Here is an 18,754-nt window from a genome sequence, read left to right as displayed (position 1 = left end):
GAAGACTCAGGCAGTGAACCTGTGTGGTGACGCACTCGTCGCCGCACTTGCCGCAAGTGATTGGGGTTACTGGTCAGCATGACGACCGACTGTGCATTCAGCATCAGCACGACGCGCTTCGACGAGGATTACACCCCGTCGGCCAACTCGCGTACCACGACGAACTTCGCGAATCTCGCGCGCGGCGAGGGTGCCCGACAGAACTTGCGTAACGCGGTGACGATGATGGATGCCCGTCTCAACGAGCTTGCTCACCGGGACAATCCACGTGGCGACCGCTACGCACTCGAACTCGACATCATCTCGGTGGACCTGCATCTAGCGTCCGCTGGGGCCGGCGCCGCGTTTCCGATATTCGAAATTCTCGATGTCGACATAGTCGATACCACCACAGGCGCCCGCACAGAGGGCATCGTCGGAAACAACTTTTCCTCGTACATACGCGACCACGATTTCAGTATTCGGCTTCCCAAGCACCGCGCGGCGGGAATTCCCAGCGATTTCGGCGATGTGCACGGGCAGGTTTTTCAGCGTTTCGTCGATTCGCGCAAGTACCGTGAACGGTTCTCGCAACCACCGGTCATCTGTATCAGCGTGTCGACGTCCCGGACATATCGCCGACTCGCCAATCACCACCCGGTCCTCGGGTTCGAGTACGAGGCGGACGAGACGTCGATCACCGATCAGTACTTCGGGAAGATGGGTCTCGGGGTTCGCTACTTCATGCCTCCGGGGTCTGTCGCTCCATTGGCCTTCTACCACTGCGGTGACTTGCCCCGGGACTATTCGTTCCTGGCACTCGCGGGAACGATCGCGACGATGGAGACCTTCCAGAAAATCTATCGTCCTGAAATCTACAACGCGAGTACTGCGGCCTCGGAGGTTTATCAGCCGAGCCTCGACAACGAAAACTATTCACTTCCGCAGGTGAGCTACGACCGCGACGAGCGCACTCAACTCGCAACGACACAGGCACGGTTCACCGAAGTGAATCTCATGCAACCGTATGGCTCAGTTTTGGAGCGGTGGGCTTCCGAGCAATCCGCCTGACCGTGCGAAACCGAAAGGTAGTGGAATGAACCCACTCTTGCCCACCTCGATCGTCGGCAGCCTACCCAAGCCGTCGTGGCTCAGTGAGCCGGAGAAGCTCTGGTCGCCGTGGAAATTGCGAGACGATGAACTGCGCGAAGGGAAACTCGACGCGCAGGCGCTCGCCGCTCATGAGCAGCATCGTGCCGGGCTCGACATCATCAGCGATGGTGAACAGACGCGTCAGCATTTCGTGACCACGTTCATCGAGCATCTGGGCGGTGTCGACTTCGACCGGCGCGAGACCGTGCGAATTCGCGACCGATACGATGCGAGCGTCCCGACGGTCGTTGGCGCGGTGGGCCGCGAAAAATCAGTGTTTGCCGCAGATGCCTCGCGCCTTCGAGCAGCGACCGACAAGCCGATCAAATGGGCACTGCCTGGCCCAATGACCATGATCGACACGCTTTACGACGACCACTACAAGAGTCGCGAGAAGCTCGCCTGGGAGTTCGCGACTCTCTTGAACCAAGAGGCAAAGGACTTGGAAGCGGCAGGCGTCGACATAATTCAGATCGATGAGCCCGCATTCAACGTGTTTTTCGACGAGCTCGAAGACTGGGGAATAGCGACACTCGAGCGTGCAACAGAGGGCCTGAACTGCGAAACTGCCGTGCATATCTGTTACGGCTACGGCATCAAAGCCAACACCGACTGGAAGGCAACGCTCGGCGCCGAGTGGCGCCAGTACGAACGGTCCTTCCCACTGCTGCAACAGTCGTCGATCGACATCGTGTCGCTGGAGAGTCACAATTCGCGCGTACCTGTCGACTTGATCGAACTGCTTCGAGGCAAGAAGGTCATGCTGGGTGCGATCGATGTCGCAAGCGGTACCGTCGAGACTGCCGAAGAAGTAGCTGAAACCCTCAGTCGCGCACTTCCGTTCGTCGACGCAGACAAGCTCTACCCGAGTACCAACTGCGGTATGGCACCACTCGACCGACGCGTCGCACGAGACAAGATGGTCGCGCTCACCGCAGGCGCGGAACTCCTGCGGCGTCAGTTGTCCGAGTAACTCGGGACCTCCTATCGCGGACGGCGGTTGTCCGCAATTGCCGACATGCTATCGGCCATGACTCAAACAGATGCGGTGACGCCTTTCCTGATCGAGATCCATCAATCAGAGCTCGACGACCTCGCGGCCAGGCTCGAGCGCACTCGATTTCCGAGCCCGCTCCCCGGCGACGGCTGGGACACGGGTGTGCCTGTCGAGTACCTGCGCGAACTGGTCGCTTACTGGAGGAGTGAATATGACTGGCGTGCAGCCGAAAAAGAGCTGAACCGGTTGCCGCAGTTCACGACGACGATCGACGGCCAGCTGATCCACTTCCTACACATCCGTTCCTCGGCAGCGGATGCGACACCGTTGTTGCTGACTCACGGTTGGCCCGGATCGTTCGTCGAGTTTCTGGACTTGATCGAGCCTCTCACGGACCCAATCGACGGAGAACCGGCTTTCCATCTGGTGATTCCCACCCTGCCCGGTTTCGGATTCTCGAATCCGGTCGTCGAGTCCGGCTGGACCACAACCCGTATTGCTCGTGCGTGGGATGCGTTGATGGATCGGCTCGGATACCACCGTTACGGAGTGCAGGGTGGAGATATCGGCGCTGCCGTATCACCCGAGATCGCTCGACTCGTGCCGGACCGAGTGATCGGGGTGCACATCAACGGCAACGTAGGTGCGCCTGTCGACGGCGTGAGCGACGAAGAGAAAGAACAACTGTCGGAGATCGAGCGTGACCGTGTCGCGCGCATCGAAGCTTTCATGATCGAGGAGTTCGGCTACATCGCGATTCAGGGCACCCGGCCCCAAGTTCTCGCTGCGGGACTGACCGATTCGCCGGTGGGGCAACTGGCCTGGATCGTCGACAAGTTCAGACAATGGACGTATCCCCTTTCCGCGTTGCCCGACACGATCGTCGATCGAGACCGCATGCTGACCAATGTGATGTTGTACTGGCTCACCAGCGCTGCGGGTTCCTCGGCGTATGTGGGATATGCCAGCGACTCTTCGTGGGGTGCGGCCCCTGCCGTGTCGGGTGTGCCTACGGGTGTCATCGTCTTCGCGCACGACGTAGGCATCAGGCGCTATGCCGAGCTGGAACACAACATCACCCGGTGGACCGACGTCGAAGATTTGGGAGGGCATTTCGCAGCCCTCGAAGAGCCTGGCATGCTCGTCGACGACATCAGGTCGTTCTTCGCCGATCTTCGGTAGATCGGGAGGTCGAGTTCGCACTTATGCAGAGGAATACTGCAGTTTCACCTGCATAAGTGCGAACTCGGCGTGGTGCCGCGAGTGATGTGTTGCAACTGGATGGCAGTGTCGAACGCGAGTCGGTCCCAGGCGAGTCGAGGGTCCCGACCCGTCAGCTCGCGGGCACGTCGTAGCCGGTAACGCAGAGTCTGCGGATGAATGTGCAATGCGGCGGCGGCAGCAGTCGCGGTCCCGGAGGATATGAACGCAGCCACCCCTTCGAGGAGATGTTCGTTGGCGGCGTCGGTCAGGGCGCCGAGCACGGATTCGACCACAGCTGATGTGTCTGCGGTGGGCCGGGCCGTCAGCAACGCCAACAGCTGGCCGTCGCCTTCGTCGAGTACCGAGCGCTCGTGAAAGGCATGCGCCGGCGCGTTGTCGAGTGCATCCGAGGCCAGTCGAAACGATGTGTTGACACGGGATATCGCTTTCCCTTCGACGAGGCACCCATGCAGCAGAATTTCTCGGCACGTTGCGTCGACCACCGATCGTTTCGCGGTGAGCGGCAGCAACAGAACTGCGCGTCGACCACGGCGTGTGGCCAGATAGGCGGGCTTGTGGTGCCCCGTCGGACCGAGAGCGAGAAGCATCTTCTCGACGTTCTCGTCGGACACGAGGCCAGCAGGATCTTCCGGTTGCACGACTAGGAGGTGCGGGTGCGACGGCAATTCCAGGCCCAGTTCGCGCGTCCGATCGGCAAGTGCGCCGGGGGAGGTGCGGCGGCCTGCGATGAGATCGTCGAGCAGCGCCGCCTGTGCTTGATCTCGGTTCGACGTGATGTGCTCACGAGTGGCGGTGTACGCGTCGATGATCTCCTCGGAAATTGCCTCTATCGCTTCGAGTACGACGACGCTGAGCTCGGCAATGTCGGCGGGCTCCAGGTCTGCGGTGTGTTGCGCGACGACGTGCCGGACGAACACGCTCGACGCCACCCGATAGGCGCGGAGGACGTCGGTCAGCGGTCGTCCGTCAGCTGCCCGCGCTGCGCCGATGGCCCGGAAACGTGCCCGGTCCTGGCCGTCCATCGACTCCGAGCCAGTCGACCACAGCCCGATGAGACGTCGCATCGCCCAGCTCGCGATCGCCTCGACGTCGGCCAGCTGCGGGCCGTGGAGGTCTCGGTAGGCAGGGACTGCCACACGGATCGCATCGAGCGAAGCGTCGACGACGGAGCCCAGCTCGCCTTCGATTCGTGCGACGACATCGTGACGTTCGAGAGGCATGCGATTCTCCAGTCGGTTTGTCATTCGATGACAAACCGTATCGTCACTTCGCGCATTTCCGTTGAGTTCTTCCTCGATCATGAGCACAGTCGAGGACGACGGGTCGAGGAAAGAGTGGGTAATGGACGCAGACGTGATCGTGGTGGGCGCGGGTCTCGCAGGTTTGGTGGCGACTGCCGAGTTGGCCGACGCCGGTAAGAAGGTTCTGCTCCTCGATCAGGAGCCGGAGCAGAACCTGGGCGGACAAGCGTTCTGGTCGCTGGGCGGGTTGTTCATGGTGGACACCCCCGAACAGCGGCGTATGGGCATTAAGGACTCGGCGGATCTCGCCTGGCAGGACTGGCTCGGCAGTGCCACCTTCGATCGGGGCATCGACGATCCCGCAGGCGAGGACTACTGGGGTCACAAATGGGCGCGTGCCTATCTCGATTTCGCTGCGGGCGAGAAGCGATCATGGCTGCACGCGCAGGGTGTGCGATGGGTCCCGATCGTCGGTTGGGCAGAGCGAGGAGGCTATCTCGCCGAAGGGCACGGCAATTCGGTCCCACGCTTCCATCTGACCTGGGGGACGGGACCAGGCGTCGTAGCGCCGTTCGAACGTCGAGTGCGAGAGGCGGCAGACAAGGGCTTGGTGCGCTTCGGTTTTCGTCACCGCGTCGACGAACTGACCGACACCGATGGCGTCGTCGACGGTGTCCGCGGTGCGATACTCGAACCGAGTAGCTCCGATCGTGGCGCTGGAAGTACGCGGGTGGAAGTCGGCGACTTCGAGTTACGCGCAGGCGCGGTACTGGTGACGGCGGGCGGCATCGGCGCCAATCACGAACTGGTGCGGGCTAATTGGCCTGAACGCCTGGGGACGCCGCCTAAGTCGCTGATCTCGGGGGTCCCCGAACACGTCGACGGCAGGATGCTCGGTATCACCGAACGCGCGGGCGGGCGAATCGTCAACAAAGACCGGATGTGGCACTACACCGAGGGAATCAAGAACTGGAACCCGATCTGGAAGAACCACGGTATCCGAATCATTCCTGGGCCGTCGTCGATGTGGTTCGATGCACGTGGTCAGCGATTCCCCGTTCCGAACTTCCCCGGATTCGACACGCTCGGCACCTTGAAAGCCATTCAAGACAGCGGATACGAGTACTCGTGGTTCGTCCTCACGCAGAAGATCGTCGAAAAAGAATTCGCATTGTCGGGCTCGGAGCAGAACCCCGACATCACTGGCAAGAATCTCAAACTCGTTCTCGGACGCGTCCTCCCCGGTGCAAGTGAACCGGTCGAAGCATTCAAGAAGAACGGCGAGGACTTCGTCGTCGCAGACACTATCGCCGAACTCGTCGCGGGAATGAACAAGATAACCGGCGACGATCTGATCGACCTCGCGGATCTACAGCGTCAAATCACGGCCCGCGACCGTGAAGTCGACAATCCGTTCACGAAAGACCTGCAGATTTCCGCTATCCACAACTCACGACGATCCCGCGGTGAACGGATCGCACGTACGGCGTCGCTGCACAAGATTCTCGATCCGAAGTCGGGTCCGTTGATCGCGGTGCGCCTGAACATCATCACCCGAAAGACCCTCGGCGGAATCCAGACCGACCTCGACGGACGAGTACTCGACACCGATGGTTCTGTGGTTCCCGGACTGTGGGCGGCAGGGGAGATAGCCGGCTTCGGCGGCGGTGGTGTGCACGGGTACCGATCGTTGGAGGGCACGTTCCTCGGCGGCTGCATCTTCGGCGGGCGCCAGGCCGGACGTGCGTTGGCTGGCCAGGTCTGAGGGTTCGACCAGCAGAAACTACAACGCTTGTCACACAACGATGGGCTACCCGGTCATTACGTACGACCGGGTAGCCAGAAAGGCCTCCGGCGACCAGCGGGAGGAACTACCCATGAAGATCGTTGTCATCGGCGGCACTGGACTCATCGGCTCCAAGCTCGTCACCAAGCTGGGCGAGCACGGGCACGAGGCAATCGCCGCATCACCGAACTCCGGCGTGAACACACTGACCGGTGAGGGCCTCGCCGAGGTGTTGACGGGTGCCGACGTCGTTGTGGACGTTTCGAATTCTCCATCGTTCGAGGACGCTGCCGTACTCGAGTTCTTCACCACGGCTACGACGAACATCCTGGCGGCAGAAGCCGTCGCAGGCGTCGGACATCATGTCGCCCTCTCGGTCGTCGGCACCGAGCGACTGACCGACAGCGGCTACATGCGTGCAAAGGTCGTGCAGGAGAGCCTGATCAAGGAATCGAAAATCCCGTATTCGATTGTGCATGCGACTCAGTTCTTCGAGTTCTTCAAGTCCATTGCTCGCGGCGCAACCGTCGGCGACGAGGTTCGACTTTCTCCGGCTCGAATCCAACCGATGGCCGCCGACGATGTGGCGAGTGCCGTCGGACGCGTCGCGGTCGGTGCACCCCTGAACGGAACCGTCGAGGTCGGTGGACCCGAGGTGTTCCAACTCAACGACTTCGTTGCTCACGGTCTGAAGGCCCACGGCGATCCGCGGACGGTGGTTGCCGACACCCAGGCTCGTTATTTCGGAGCGCTCTTGGCTGACAGGGAACTCATTCCCGCAGACGATGCCACGCGCGCCGAGACATCGTTCGAGTCGTGGCTGGCGGTCGACGTCGTCAGCGGCCCCAAGCCCTGATCGAAAGACACCCACAGAACCTGCAGTCCGGACGAAGTCGTGACGTAGGAGCGGGCACACCGGGTTTCAGACGGCCTTTCAGTTCAGGCATGCGTCAAGCAGATCGCGATTGGTCCCACCCGCCGTCGGACGCAGAAGTTTTCGTAATTCGAATAGCCACACGAAATGAGGTAATCCGTGGACACCCTTGACGCGGCTCGGATCGAGACGGTGTCTGATCTCCGTGAGCATTTGCAATGGGCGATCGAACTCGAGCACGCCACGATCCCGCCGTACATGTATGCGCTCTATTCTTTGGACCTCAGTCGTAATGCCGAGGCCGCGCAGGTGATCAGCAGCGTGTTCGTGGAGGAGATGCTGCACCTGGCTCTTGCAGCCAACCTGTTGAATGCTGTTGGTGGACAACCGAGGATCGATTCCCCCGACTTGTTGCCGGTGTACCCGCACTCGCTGCCACACAGTGACGGCTCGGTACACGTGAACTTGGCGCCGTTCGGACACGATGCGCTCGAACTGTTCATGCAGATCGAGAAGCCGGCATCTGCCACTGCACCAGCGCAATCCGACGGGTATCGAACCATCGGACAGTTCTACGCGGCTATCGAGGTCGGAATCCGCACGTTGTGTGATTCTCTCGGCGAGGACGTAGTGTTCTGCGGCGACCCTGAACGCCAGCTCCACGAGATCCACTTCAGCAGCACTGCGGGAAACATTGTCCCGGTAACGAATCTCGCGTCCGCGCTGTCGGCCTTGAAAGAGATCGTCGAGCAGGGCGAGGGTGCTGCGCGGACCGATGCCTGGGATGGCAGCAAAGACGTCTTCCATCCGCAGCTCGATGAGGTGGCACACTACTACAGATTCGTAGAGCTCAAGAACGGCAAACGATTTCGAATAGGCGACACGCCGCAGACGGGTCCGACAGGTGGCGACATTGCAGTGGACTTCGACGGGGTCCGCCCGCTACGAACCAATCCGACGGTCGGTGACCACGCGCCGGGGAGCGCAATTCGTCTGGCGCAGGAGGAGTTCAACAACTCTTACTGTCTTGTGCTCTACCTCTTGGACGAGACCTTCAACGGCAATCCGAGGGAGATGAACACGGCGATCGGTGCGATGTTCACGCTCAAAGCGCAAGCGCTGGCATTGACATCGATGCCGACGGGCGACGGGCACACGATGGCTGGACCGACTTTCGAATACGTACCCGTAGAACAGCGGACGTAACACCAACGGCACGAGGAGCAGTCATGAAAGCCACAGAGCGGAGCGTCTCGACCTCGGTGTTGGTCATCGGGTCCGGCGGATCGGGCCTGCGAGCAGCAATCGAATTGTCCGAACACGGAACTGACGTGCTCGTTGTCGGCAAACGGACGAAGATGGACGCGCATACTTCGCTCGCTGCGGGAGGGATCAACGCTGCGCTGTCGACGATGGACCCAGAGGACTCCTGGCAGCAACACGCTGCGGACACACTGAAGGAAAGCTACTTTCTCGCCAATCCCCACACGGTCCAGATCGTCGCGGAGGGCGCCGAACGCGGCATTGCCGACCTCGTTCGGTACGGAATGCCGTTCGCGCGGGAAGAGGACGGACGCATCTCGCAGCGATTTTTCGGCGCTCACACCTACCGTCGAACTGCATTCGCAGGCGACTACACCGGTCTCGAGATTCAGCGAACCCTCATCACACGCACCGAGGCACTCGGCATCCCGATCCTCGACAACGTCTACATCACGAAGCTTCTCGTGCAGCACGATACGATCTTCGGTGCCTACGGGTTCGATCTGACGACGGGCGATCGGTACGTCGTCCACGCAGATGCGGTCATTCTCGCCGCAGGTGGTCACAATCGAATCTGGCGACGGTCGTCCTCGCGCCGCGACGAGAATACTGGTGACTCGTTCCGTCTGGCAGTCGAGGCGGGAGGTCGAATTCGCGACCCCGAGCTGGTTCAATTTCATCCGTCGGGGCTGATCGAGCCCGAAAACGCGGCGGGCACCCTCGTGTCGGAGGCCGCGCGCGGTGAGGGCGGCATCCTGCGCAACGCCCTTGGCGAGCGGTTCATGAAACGCTACGACCCGGAACGAATGGAACTGTCCACCCGTGACCGTGTCGCGCTTGCGGCGTACACCGAAATCCAGGAGGGAAGAGGTACCGCCAACGGCGGTGTTTGGCTCGATGTCTCGCATCTGGATCGCGAACTCATCATGCGCAGGCTTCCGCGGGTCTATCAGACGCTGATGGAACTACAGATGCTCGACATCACTACCGACCCGATCGAGATCGCTCCTACCGCGCACTATTCGATGGGTGGGGTGTGGGTGCGACCCGAGGACCACAGCACCGACGTCGCTGGCCTCTTCGCAATCGGTGAGGCGTCGAGTGGTCTGCACGGCGCCAATCGGCTCGGTGGAAATTCGCTCATCGAGCTCCTGGTGTTCGGACGAATCGTCGGACAAGCTGCAGCGGCGTATTCGGAAAGTCTGGATGCGCAGGTGCGTTCGCACGGTGCAATCGTCGAGGCAAGGGCCGAAGTCGATTCCTTGCTGGCGGCGGACGGACGCGAGAACGTCCGCGCACTTCAGCGAGCAGTCCGCAACATCATGACCAAGCATGCAGGTGTGGTTCGGGACGAGGTGGGCCTCCGAGCAGGCCTGGTCGAGCTCGACGATGTCGAGCGACGCGTCGCCGAGGTCGGAGTGCATCCGGATATCGCAGGGTTCGCTGACCTCGCTCATGCTTTCGATCTGAAATCGGCTGTACTCGCCGCTCGGGCCACGTTGGAAGCAGCCCTCGAACGCCGCGAGAGCAGAGGCGCTCACAACCGGTCCGACTATCCGGACCTTGACGAATCGCTTCGGGTCAACCTCGTCTGGTCGGGACCGGGGAAGATATCGCACGAATCGATTCCGCCGATTCCACCGGAGATCGAAGCCCTCATTCGTACCGTCGACACCACCGGCAAGCTCGTCGAATAGGGATGAGAAGCGATACCTCCCACGACGAGGTCGTCTTCGCGTTGGCTGCCGCATGTCGAGATGGGGCGATCAGGGTGATCCATGAGCTGCTGGCAGCGGGCGTCGTTGCGATAGTCGATGGCCGGGGCCAATATTCCGGTCGTACGGCGGTCGGTGCTCTTCTTCTCGACACGGCCGCGAGGGGCGATGCGGTGAGTATGGAATCGGTCAACGGCCGGGCCGGGTTGGTGTACCGGAACGGTACGCGTGTATTCGGAGTGTCGACCTTCTCCATCGGCGTTGGGTCGATCGATCGGACATGGCTCGTACTCACCCCCGAGAAGCTGCATCAATGGACTCATTCGATCGGCCGAGAGGAAGGACGCTCGTGACGGAAGAACCGGCACGTGTAACACTGTCCGGATACCAAGGGTGTTCTGCCTGCGTAGGAGTTGACCTGCATGCCTGAGAGTAGTCGGTCCGAGCTCGACGATGTCGCAATCGTTTTCGACTCCATTCGTCCGCGTTTGTTCGGAATTGCCTATCGTATGCTGGGCAGCGCGTCCGAAGCCGAAGACGTCGTGCAGGACGCGTGGCTGCGGTGGCAGACGTACGATCGATCGAAGGTCGAGAGACCGGTAGCGTTTCTGTCCACCACCACGACACGGCTTGCGATCAATGCCGTTCAGTCGGCTCGGGCGCGTCGTGAAACCTACATCGGCCCTTGGCTTCCCGAACCAGTCGACACCAGCGCCGACCCTGCACTGGGCGCCGAGCGAGGTGAGGCGTTGAGTTTTGCAGTGCTGCTCTTGCTGGAGAAGTTGTCTCCGACCGAGCGCGCTGCGTACGTTCTGCGCGAATCTTTCGAGTATCCGTATCGGCAGATTGCCGACACCATCGAGGTGTCGGAGGCCAACGCGCGTCAACTCGTCACTCGGGCGCGCAAACACATCGCAGCGGGCAGTAGTGCGTCGGTGAGTACCGAGGACCACCGACGGTTACTCGCTGCGTTCGTCGACGCCGCACAGAACGGAGACCTGGCAGGTCTGACTGCGCTGTTCGCCGAGGACGTCGTCAGTTCGTCCGACGGCGGGGGTGTCAAGGACGTTCTCGCGGCTCGTATTTCGGTCGAAGGCGACGTGCGCGTCGCGAAATTCGTCGCGGCATTCTCGTCGCACTTCTGGACCGCCGCCACGATCACGTGGGTGCAGGCCAATGGTGCGCCCGCGATCGTTCTTGCACGCGAGGGGATTCCCTACACACTGCTGACGATCGCGCCGACGCCGGCGGGGATAGCGCAACTGCACTGGGTGATGAACCCGTCCAAACTTGGTGCGTTCTGACCCAGCACCGTGCTCGGGATAGTCACCCACGGCCATGTCTGTACCGTGGTCGCCGTGAACTCAACCCGTGTATCGATGTCCCGAGCCCTCGTCGCAGGTGCTGCGCTAGCCCTGACGCTTACCGCGTGCGGGTCCGATTCGGAGTCCGCTCCGGCCGGTTCCACCACCGCGTCGGCGGCTGCAGCGAGTACGTGCCCATCAGCTGCTCCTGATGATGCGGGTGACCCGGAATGGACGCTCGACGGAACCACGGGGAGCGTCTCAGTGATCGGATCCACGGATTCGGCGTCCCCGGTGGTCGACGTCGAAGCGCCGTTCGCAGTGGCGGAGACTCAGGTCCAGACGCTGCAGGCCGGCGATGGACCGGTCGTGGCAGACGATGCAGAGGTGTCCGTCTGCTACATGGGCGTCAACGGTCGGGACGGGTCGGTGTTCGACAGCAGCTACGAGAGCGGCGCGCCCGTCGAATTCCCACTCGGAGGCGTCGTACCGGGATTCCAGAAGGCGATTGCAGGACAGACCGTCGGATCCACGGTGGCCGTCGCAATGAATTCCGCCGACGGCTACCCGGACGGTCAGCCTCGCGCAGGCATCGAAGCCGGCGACAGTCTCGTCTTCGCGATCAAGATCCTCGACGTCACCGGCTAGCCGAGTTTGTACTTGTGCAGGCGAAAATACCCAATTCGTCTGCACAAGTACAACCTCGCGGGTTCGCAGATTGTGCCGGAAGCTCATGCGTAGCTCGATCCAGGGCGCACGATCATGAGGACGACGACGATCACCCATAGCAGGTTGAACACGCCGGAACTCATGCCGATCATCTTCATTTCTCCTGTGCTGCTGCCTGATTCGAGCGCATCTTTCTGTAGCGGAGCGATCAGCAACGCCAGTAACCCGCCGGCAACTACCGTCAGTACCAAAGCCGTTGTGATCCATACTTCGCCGATTCGGCCCTGCACGGCTGCAAGTATCAGACCGACCACCGGAACGACGATTGCCAACAATCCGTAGACGCGGGTGATGCGATGCAACAGCTGAGCGATATCGGCTTTGCGTTCGGCGCTCTCACGCCCCGCGACCGGCGCATAGCGGGGGAACAGACTCGTCACCACAGCGACCGGGCCGACGAAGAGGATGCCCGCCACGACGTGGATGGACAGAAGCAACGATTCCATACCTTCAGGCTAACTGAAGGTTGCGCGAAGTCGTCAGTCGGTGGGCGACATCACCCGACGCATATGGGCACGCAGGGCCTCCGTCAGTTCGGGATGCTGAGCGGCGAACTCGCGGTCCAAGGTGTCGACCACTGCGCCTGCCCTGGTCAGCAGGGCTTCGCCCTCGGGGGTGATGCGTAAGGTCGATGCAGCCCCGGCCTGCGCTGTGGCGTCGTCGACCAGGCTGGACGCCACGAAACTGGCTACGACGCTGTGTGCACTCTGCACGGTGATGCGCGAACGCCGAGCAAGCTCACTGAACGAGATACCAGGGGTCCGCCGAATGTGCCCCAGCAGCCCGTATTTGCGGGTCGTCAGTCCGAGCGGTTTGAGTGCATCCGCATACTCCGATTCCCAGACGCGTCCGACCGTCAGCAACGTGATGGTCGGGCTGAACGGAAGCGGGTCGGACATGAGGGAAGGTTACCCAGGCGGGATCTCTCGTGCGATGGCGGCAATGGCGTCGGTCAGTACAGACGGCGCGAGTCGGCGATGAACTGCAGACAGCGGAGTCCACATCCATTGCCCGAGAGGGCGGTCGTAACGGACGAGCGTCGTCAGCTGGAGTTCGTTCGGTAGCACGACGACGACGAGATTTACCGTCAGCGAGTGGGAGCCAGTCTCCAGTCTTATCCATTCCGGTGAACGTTCTACGATCTGCCAGCCGGCTACGGTGTCCGGTGACTCTCCTGGGCTCAGGCGAAGTTGTAGCAGTCCGCGCCAGATGAATATCTCCGAGGTGGTTGGAGTATCGCCGAACATGGCACGGGCATACTGCTCGGGCGTCGCGCGGGTTTCGACTGTCCGTGTGAAGTGGTCGGCGTAGTCGGGGGACAGGGGTGAGCGTGTCAATGCCTCGTGGGGGACCTCGTTCAGGCCTACCGACGCTGATGTGAGCGAAAATGCATAGCCTGCTGTGTATTTCCGTTCACGGGAGGTCTGGGGTTCAGGGTGGTCGGTCATCGCTGGCTCCTTGCTGATATACGGTGGCGTACAGAAGGCACGCTACCCGTTTTATACGGTGCCGTATAGATCTATCGTGGAGGAAATGTGGGTACCGCACGCACAACGCGAGAGCGCTGGATCGACGAGGGATTGGCCGCGTTGGTGGCGGGCGGTCCGGATGCGGTTCGGGTCGAAGTGCTGGCCAAGCGTATCGGCGTAACCAAGGGCGGCTTCTATGGCTATTTCGCGGATCGGCAGGCTCTGCTCGACGCGATACTCGATCGATGGCGAGCGGACAGCGTCGACGACGTGCTTGCAGCCGTCGAACGTACGGGAGGGGAGCGGACCGCACAGGCAGTCCTGGCGGGACAGCTGACGTTCGGTGACAAGGTCTTACCGATCGACATGGCAGTTCGAGAATGGGCGCGGCGGGACGTTGGCGTCGCCGAACGTTTGCGCGATGTCGACAACCAGCGCATGAACCTGCTGAGGCGAGTGTTCGCGGACCGCTGTGCAGACGAGGACGAGCTCGAAGCGCGGTGCCTCATCGCATTTTCGGTGGCGATCGGTAGTCGCCTACTCCATGCCGACCATGGCGGTCGTAGTCGAGAACAGGTGCTGGAAACGGTCACGCGCATGATTGTCGACCCTGTCACCAAACCTGAGTCCGACTAGTTCAGCCGAGCGCAACCGGAAGTAGTCCGCGAGGAGTCTGCGATTGCACCCGGACCGAGTGGGCCGCGGACGCAATACTTGCGATCACGCTGATTCGAAATTGTCGTCTGTTGCTGTGACACAGGACATTCCGAGACGAATAGCCGAAATTTCTAGTTCAACTACCCGCCCGGTAGTGCGCAAACGCAGTTCTCGAGATTCGAACCGGAGGAACGAAGCGGACCAAACGGACGGTCGAAGGAAAAGCGCAGGCGGTACTTGTTGACAGAACTGCACTCTCGCAGTGTTATTCATCTCGTAAGCGGCCGGAACACGAACGAGAAACGTGATGAGGGTGCACCGATGACATCAACCGATTCGGCAGCGTTGCCGAACGCGGAACGAGTCAAGAACAAGTACTCCAATATCCGACGAGCAGCAGATCTGAGCAACCCGTTCTGGGACCGCGCAGTGCTGGAAGGTCTCGCCGATATAACCGCGGACAAGGTCGCTGGGTTCGCTCAGACGACCACCGACGACGTCGACATTCATAACTTCTCGACCTATTCCTATCTCGGGCTCGACACCGACGACAGGATCCGCGCCGGAGCGATCGAGGCCCTGGAACGCGAGCGAACGCTCAACAGTTCCATCTCGCGGATGCGAGTGCATTCGAGGCTCCTCGACGACACCGAAGCGGGCCTGGGCGAACTGTTCGACGCCCACGTGCTCACTCTCGGGTCCGCGGCAAACGCGGCATGGTGCTTGTTGCCGCTGGTGGCGTCTGGGTTGTTGACGGGTGGGACGCCGCCGTTGATGGTGTTCGACAAGAACGCGCACTTCTGCCTCAACGCCATGAAGGCGAGCGTCGCCGACGAGGCGGACGTCGTCACCATCCGTCACGACGATGTCGATGAGCTGGAATCGTTGTGCCGGAACAATCCTCACGTCGCCTACGTGGCCGACACCGTCTACAGCACCGGCGGCAAAGCCCCACTGAAAGAACTGTTCGCGCTACAGGATAAGTACGGACTGATCTTGATCCTGGACGAGGCTCACAGCACCTCGGTCCTCGGTGCCCGCGGGCGTGGGGCCGTCATCGACGAGTTCGGCCCGCTCGGCGACCGCACGTTCTTGTTAACATCGCTGAACAAGGGGTTCGGTGCGTCTGGCGGCGCAATCATATTGGGCCGCAGAGGTATCAACGGAACCAGGAACCGCGACGCGGCACTACGATTCGGTGGTCCACTGACGTGGTCTCAGCGCGTCAACGTTGCCGGTCTCGGTGCGATTTCCACCTCCACCCAGATCCACCTCAGCGGTGAGGTCGAGGTTCTTCAGCAGCGGCTACGCGATGTCGCCGCGCAATTCGACAATCTCATCGCCACTCCGGCGGCAGGCGATGGTCTACCGATCAGATTCGTGACTCTGAAGGAAGAGGAAAGAACGATCGATGCCGCGCAGAAGCTGCTTGCCGGTGGCTTCTACACCTCGGCCGTGTTCTTCCCCGTGATTGGACGAGGCAAGGCGGGTCTGAGGCTGATGCTTCGTGCAGACATGTCCGACGAGATCATCGAGGCCTTCGCTCGTGAATTGAGCGATGCGACGTCATGAGCACATCCTCGGAGAAGTCGATTACCCCTCTCGCCTGCGCCATCGTGTTCATGGCGCAGATGGCCACGACCATCTACCTACCGTCGCTGCCGGACGTTGCCATCGACCTCGGGGTCTCCGAATCGGTGACCAAACTGTCGGTGACTCTGTTCGTCATCGCTGCGGCGCTTCCCGTCGTCGCCTGGGGAAGGGTCGCAGACCGGTACGGGCGTCGAACCGCATTGCTCTCCAGCCTCGGAATCTTCTTGATCGCCTGTGTTGCCCTGGCATTCGCGTCCAACGCAGCTGTTCTGCTCGGTGGACGGATCGTGCAGGGTGTGGGTGCGGGAGGGGCCGCAATCGTCGTCCGCATGATCGTCAAAGACCGCTTCGCCGGTGATGAACTTGCCGCGAAATTGTCATTGTTGTCGATGGCGTTCGTCGTCGCGCTCGGCGGAGGACAGCTCGTGGGAGGCGTCATCGCGTCGTTCGGTTCGTGGCGAATCGGATTCGTGGTCCTCGCGGTGGTCGCGGCCCTCGCGTTCGTCGTCTCCTCGCGCACCGATAACCACAAGGTCCTGATCAAGGGCGAGCAAGCGGTGTCGTGGCAGACGATCGTGCTGAACTCGAAGTTCTACAAACCTGCCATCGCAGGCGGACTCGGGTTCGGGGCGATCGTGCTGGTGCAGCAACTGAGTCCGTTCCTCTTCGCCGGTAGATTCGGGTTGCAACCGTGGGCGTTCGGGGCCTTCGGAATCCTGTACGGCGGTGCGTATTTCGCGGGTGCGGTGTACGTCAACCGATATGCGAAGAAGATCGGCTCCAGGCCGGTCATGAAGCAAGGTGTCGTCATCATGGTGGCGGCAGGAGTCCTACTCGCTGCCATCTGGTACCCGCCCATCGGCGGACACACACTTCTCGTGTTGTTCGTATTCGGCTATATCGCTTTGACTTTCGGGCAATCACTGCTGTTCCCCAACTCGGCGGCGACGGCAGTGACGCACTTCGCGCAGGGCGGCGCTATCGCGGTCGCCTACTGCGGGCTCGTTCAGCAGGGACTCGCAGGGGTTGCGTCGGTGATCGGACCCCTCGCCTCCGACGAGCGGGTATGGACAGCAGTGATCGCAGGCGTCACCGTCCTCGCAGCCGCACTGGTGTTCACCCTTCGCGACGTCACCACATCCACCACGGCAGGAGCTGGCGCAGATGCCCGTCATTGACGACGTCACGGTGATCGGATTCGACACCGAGGAAGAGAACCGGCTCTCCTACAAAGCCATTCGAGCACGGGTCAGCACCGCGCGGAATGCCTCTGTTCGCGGCGGGTCGGACCGTGCAATTGCCAAACACCGGTCGCGCGGCAAGCTGACGGCACGTGAACGAATCGACGTCTTGCTCGACGTCGAATCGCCGTTCTTCGAGATCGGCCAAATCGCAGGATACGAGGTCTACGACGACTCGGTACCCTCGGCGGCGTTGGTCACGGGCATCGGCACAGTCCGTGGCTCGCTGTGTGCAATCTTCGCCAACGACGCGACCGTCAAAGGCGGCACCTACTACCCGTTGACGGTGAAGAAGCAGCTTCGCCTGCAGGCGGTCGCACGCAAGCTGCGTCTGCCGTGCGTGTACCTCGTCGACTCCGGCGGCGTCTTTCTTCCGATGCAGGACGAGATCTTCCCGGACGAGCATCATTTCGGCGAGATGTTCAAGAACATTGCCGAGATGTCCGCCGACGGCATCGTCCAGGTCGCAGCCGTCATGGGGCAGTGCACCGCAGGCGGTGCCTACATCCCGGCGATGTGCGACGAGACGGTCATCGTGCGGGGCACAGGAACGATCTACCTGGGTGGACCCCAGTTGGTCAAAGCAGCGACAGGTGTCGACGTCGAGCCCGAGGAACTCGGCGGAGCCGATGTACACGGCGTGGTCAGCGGGGTCGTCGACCACATTGCAGGTGACGACCACGAAGCGCTGTCGATCGTTGCCGACATCGTCAGCAGAGGGGAGCGGCGTGAGGTTCGTTCGCCCGCACGTCTCGCCCAGCAACCCCTCCATTCCCCCGACACACTCGAGTCGATAGTTCCGTCCTCGTCGAAGACACCGATGATCGCACGCGACATACTTGCGCGTCTGCTCGACGGCAGTGAATTGGTCGAGTACAGGGCCAATTACGGCCGCACGATCGTGTGCGGGACCGGCCACATCGAGGGCTTCCGAGTCGGGGTCATCATCAACGACGGAGTGCTGTTCTCCGAGGACTCGCTGAAAGCCGCGAACTTCGTCGAACTGTGCTCACAACGCGACATCCCACTGTTGTTCCTGCACAACATCAACGGATTCATGGTCGGCAAGCAGTACGAGGCCGAAGGTATCGCCAAGCACGGCGCCAAACTCGTCAATGCGGTGTCGTGCGCGCGGGTACCCAAACTCAGCATCGTGATCGGCGGTAGCTACGGCGCAGGCAACCTCGCGATGTGCGGGCGGTCGATCGGTCCAGACTTCATGGCGGTGTGGCCCAACGCCAAGACGACGGTTGTCGGTGCCGAGCAGGCTGCATCGGTGATGGCGCTGATGAAGATCGAGTCGGCGCGAGCGTCGGGTAATCCGTTGACCGAGGACGAGATCGAAGAGATCAAGCGGCCGATCCGCGAGAACTACGAGCGTCAGGGCGAATCGGTGTACGTGGCATCGAGGCTGTGGGTCGATGCGATCGTGGATCCGGTCGACACTCGATCGTGGATCGGTTTGGCCCTGTCAATGCTCCCCGTCAATCATGGACCGACGCGCTTCGGCGTGTTCAGAATGTGAGCCCG

The 18,754-nt window shown here is 61.5% G+C and carries 18 protein-coding genes; 14 read left to right on the top strand and 4 right to left on the bottom strand.

Annotated elements, in window-relative coordinates; translation table 11 throughout:
* Positions 1-78: 78 nt before the first annotated feature.
* From D8W71_RS01630 to D8W71_RS01620, 3 genes are read left to right on the top strand one after another with little or no spacing between them, the layout of a single operon-like run.
* Positions 79-1,050, top strand: a complete 972-nt coding sequence (locus tag D8W71_RS01630) for a putative oxygenase MesX (RefSeq protein ID WP_121110416.1) — start codon at positions 79-81, stop codon at positions 1,048-1,050.
* Between the two features lie 25 nt (positions 1,051-1,075).
* Entirely contained in the window at positions 1,076-2,104 is a 1,029-nt protein-coding gene (locus D8W71_RS01625; protein ID WP_121110414.1) for a methionine synthase, read from the top strand.
* 57 nt (positions 2,105-2,161) lie between these two features.
* Positions 2,162-3,310: an epoxide hydrolase family protein gene (locus D8W71_RS01620; protein ID WP_121110412.1), complete on the top strand. Its 1,149-nt coding sequence runs from the start codon at positions 2,162-2,164 to the stop codon at positions 3,308-3,310.
* 44 nt (positions 3,311-3,354) lie between these two features.
* Here the strand turns inward: D8W71_RS01620 and D8W71_RS01615 are convergent, their stop codons facing one another.
* On the bottom strand, positions 3,355-4,572 hold the full coding sequence (locus tag D8W71_RS01615; protein ID WP_161965378.1) for a PucR family transcriptional regulator: 1,218 nt from the start codon (positions 4,570-4,572) through the stop codon (positions 3,355-3,357).
* A 121-nt stretch (positions 4,573-4,693) separates the two neighbouring features.
* Between D8W71_RS01615 and D8W71_RS01610 the strand changes: the two genes are divergently transcribed.
* The 7 genes from D8W71_RS01610 to D8W71_RS01580 all read left to right on the top strand — a co-directional run bounded on the left by D8W71_RS01610 (position 4,694) and on the right by D8W71_RS01580 (position 12,183).
* Complete coding sequence (locus D8W71_RS01610; RefSeq protein ID WP_121118388.1) at positions 4,694-6,358, top strand: FAD-binding dehydrogenase; 1,665 nt, start codon at positions 4,694-4,696, stop codon at positions 6,356-6,358.
* Between the two features lie 112 nt (positions 6,359-6,470).
* Positions 6,471-7,235, top strand: a complete 765-nt coding sequence (locus D8W71_RS01605; RefSeq protein WP_121118386.1) for an SDR family oxidoreductase — start codon at positions 6,471-6,473, stop codon at positions 7,233-7,235.
* Between the two features lie 177 nt (positions 7,236-7,412).
* Positions 7,413-8,459 carry a ferritin-like domain-containing protein gene (locus tag D8W71_RS01600; protein WP_121110408.1) on the top strand — a complete coding sequence of 349 codons (1,047 nt, stop codon included), beginning with the start codon at positions 7,413-7,415 and terminating at the stop codon, positions 8,457-8,459.
* Between the two features lie 23 nt (positions 8,460-8,482).
* Positions 8,483-10,213, top strand: coding sequence for an FAD-dependent oxidoreductase (locus tag D8W71_RS01595; RefSeq protein ID WP_121110406.1), 1,731 nt, complete (start codon positions 8,483-8,485; stop codon positions 10,211-10,213).
* A 2-nt stretch (positions 10,214-10,215) separates the two neighbouring features.
* Complete coding sequence (locus D8W71_RS01590; RefSeq protein WP_121110404.1) at positions 10,216-10,584, top strand: hypothetical protein; 369 nt, start codon at positions 10,216-10,218, stop codon at positions 10,582-10,584.
* A 69-nt stretch (positions 10,585-10,653) separates the two neighbouring features.
* A complete protein-coding gene (locus D8W71_RS01585; protein WP_121110402.1) occupies positions 10,654-11,535 on the top strand; it encodes an RNA polymerase sigma-70 factor in 882 nt (293 codons plus the stop codon).
* A gap of 54 nt (positions 11,536-11,589) precedes the next feature.
* Entirely contained in the window at positions 11,590-12,183 is a 594-nt protein-coding gene (locus tag D8W71_RS01580) for an FKBP-type peptidyl-prolyl cis-trans isomerase (RefSeq protein ID WP_236077662.1), read from the top strand.
* A gap of 83 nt (positions 12,184-12,266) precedes the next feature.
* Here the strand turns inward: D8W71_RS01580 and D8W71_RS01575 are convergent, their stop codons facing one another.
* The 3 genes from D8W71_RS01575 to D8W71_RS01565 are packed head-to-tail and all read right to left on the bottom strand — an operon-like array spanning position 12,267 to position 13,712.
* Positions 12,267-12,710 carry a hypothetical protein gene (locus D8W71_RS01575; RefSeq protein ID WP_121110400.1) on the bottom strand — a complete coding sequence of 148 codons (444 nt, stop codon included), beginning with the start codon at positions 12,708-12,710 and terminating at the stop codon, positions 12,267-12,269.
* A 33-nt stretch (positions 12,711-12,743) separates the two neighbouring features.
* Positions 12,744-13,163, bottom strand: coding sequence for a MarR family winged helix-turn-helix transcriptional regulator (locus tag D8W71_RS01570; RefSeq protein ID WP_121110398.1), 420 nt, complete (start codon positions 13,161-13,163; stop codon positions 12,744-12,746).
* A 9-nt stretch (positions 13,164-13,172) separates the two neighbouring features.
* A complete protein-coding gene (locus D8W71_RS01565; RefSeq protein ID WP_121110396.1) occupies positions 13,173-13,712 on the bottom strand; it encodes a DUF2867 domain-containing protein in 540 nt (179 codons plus the stop codon).
* Between the two features lie 87 nt (positions 13,713-13,799).
* On the opposite strand from D8W71_RS01565, the gene D8W71_RS01560 reads away from it, so the two are divergent.
* From D8W71_RS01560 to D8W71_RS01545, 4 genes are all read left to right on the top strand, one after another.
* The gene (locus tag D8W71_RS01560) at positions 13,800-14,369 is read left to right on the top strand and encodes a TetR/AcrR family transcriptional regulator (protein ID WP_121110394.1); all 570 of its coding nucleotides are present in this window, start codon (positions 13,800-13,802) and stop codon (positions 14,367-14,369) included.
* 342 nt (positions 14,370-14,711) lie between these two features.
* A complete protein-coding gene (locus D8W71_RS01555; RefSeq protein WP_121110392.1) occupies positions 14,712-15,962 on the top strand; it encodes an aminotransferase class I/II-fold pyridoxal phosphate-dependent enzyme in 1,251 nt (416 codons plus the stop codon).
* Positions 15,959-17,161: an MFS transporter gene (locus tag D8W71_RS01550; protein WP_121110390.1), complete on the top strand. Its 1,203-nt coding sequence runs from the start codon at positions 15,959-15,961 to the stop codon at positions 17,159-17,161. Before D8W71_RS01555 ends, D8W71_RS01550 begins: the two co-directional genes overlap by 4 nt.
* Positions 17,148-18,749 (top strand): carboxyl transferase domain-containing protein, encoded by a 1,602-nt coding sequence (locus D8W71_RS01545; RefSeq protein ID WP_121110388.1) that lies wholly within the window; start codon positions 17,148-17,150, stop codon positions 18,747-18,749. The genes D8W71_RS01550 and D8W71_RS01545 overlap by 14 nt, the downstream gene beginning before the upstream one ends.
* The last annotated feature ends 5 nt before the right edge of the window (positions 18,750-18,754 follow it).

This window comes from Rhodococcus sp. P1Y (assembly GCF_003641205.1).
Lineage (GTDB): Bacteria > Actinomycetota > Actinomycetes > Mycobacteriales > Mycobacteriaceae > Rhodococcoides.
The sequence above is the reverse complement of the archived record's forward strand: the minus strand, read 5'-3'. Positions and strand labels throughout refer to the sequence as shown.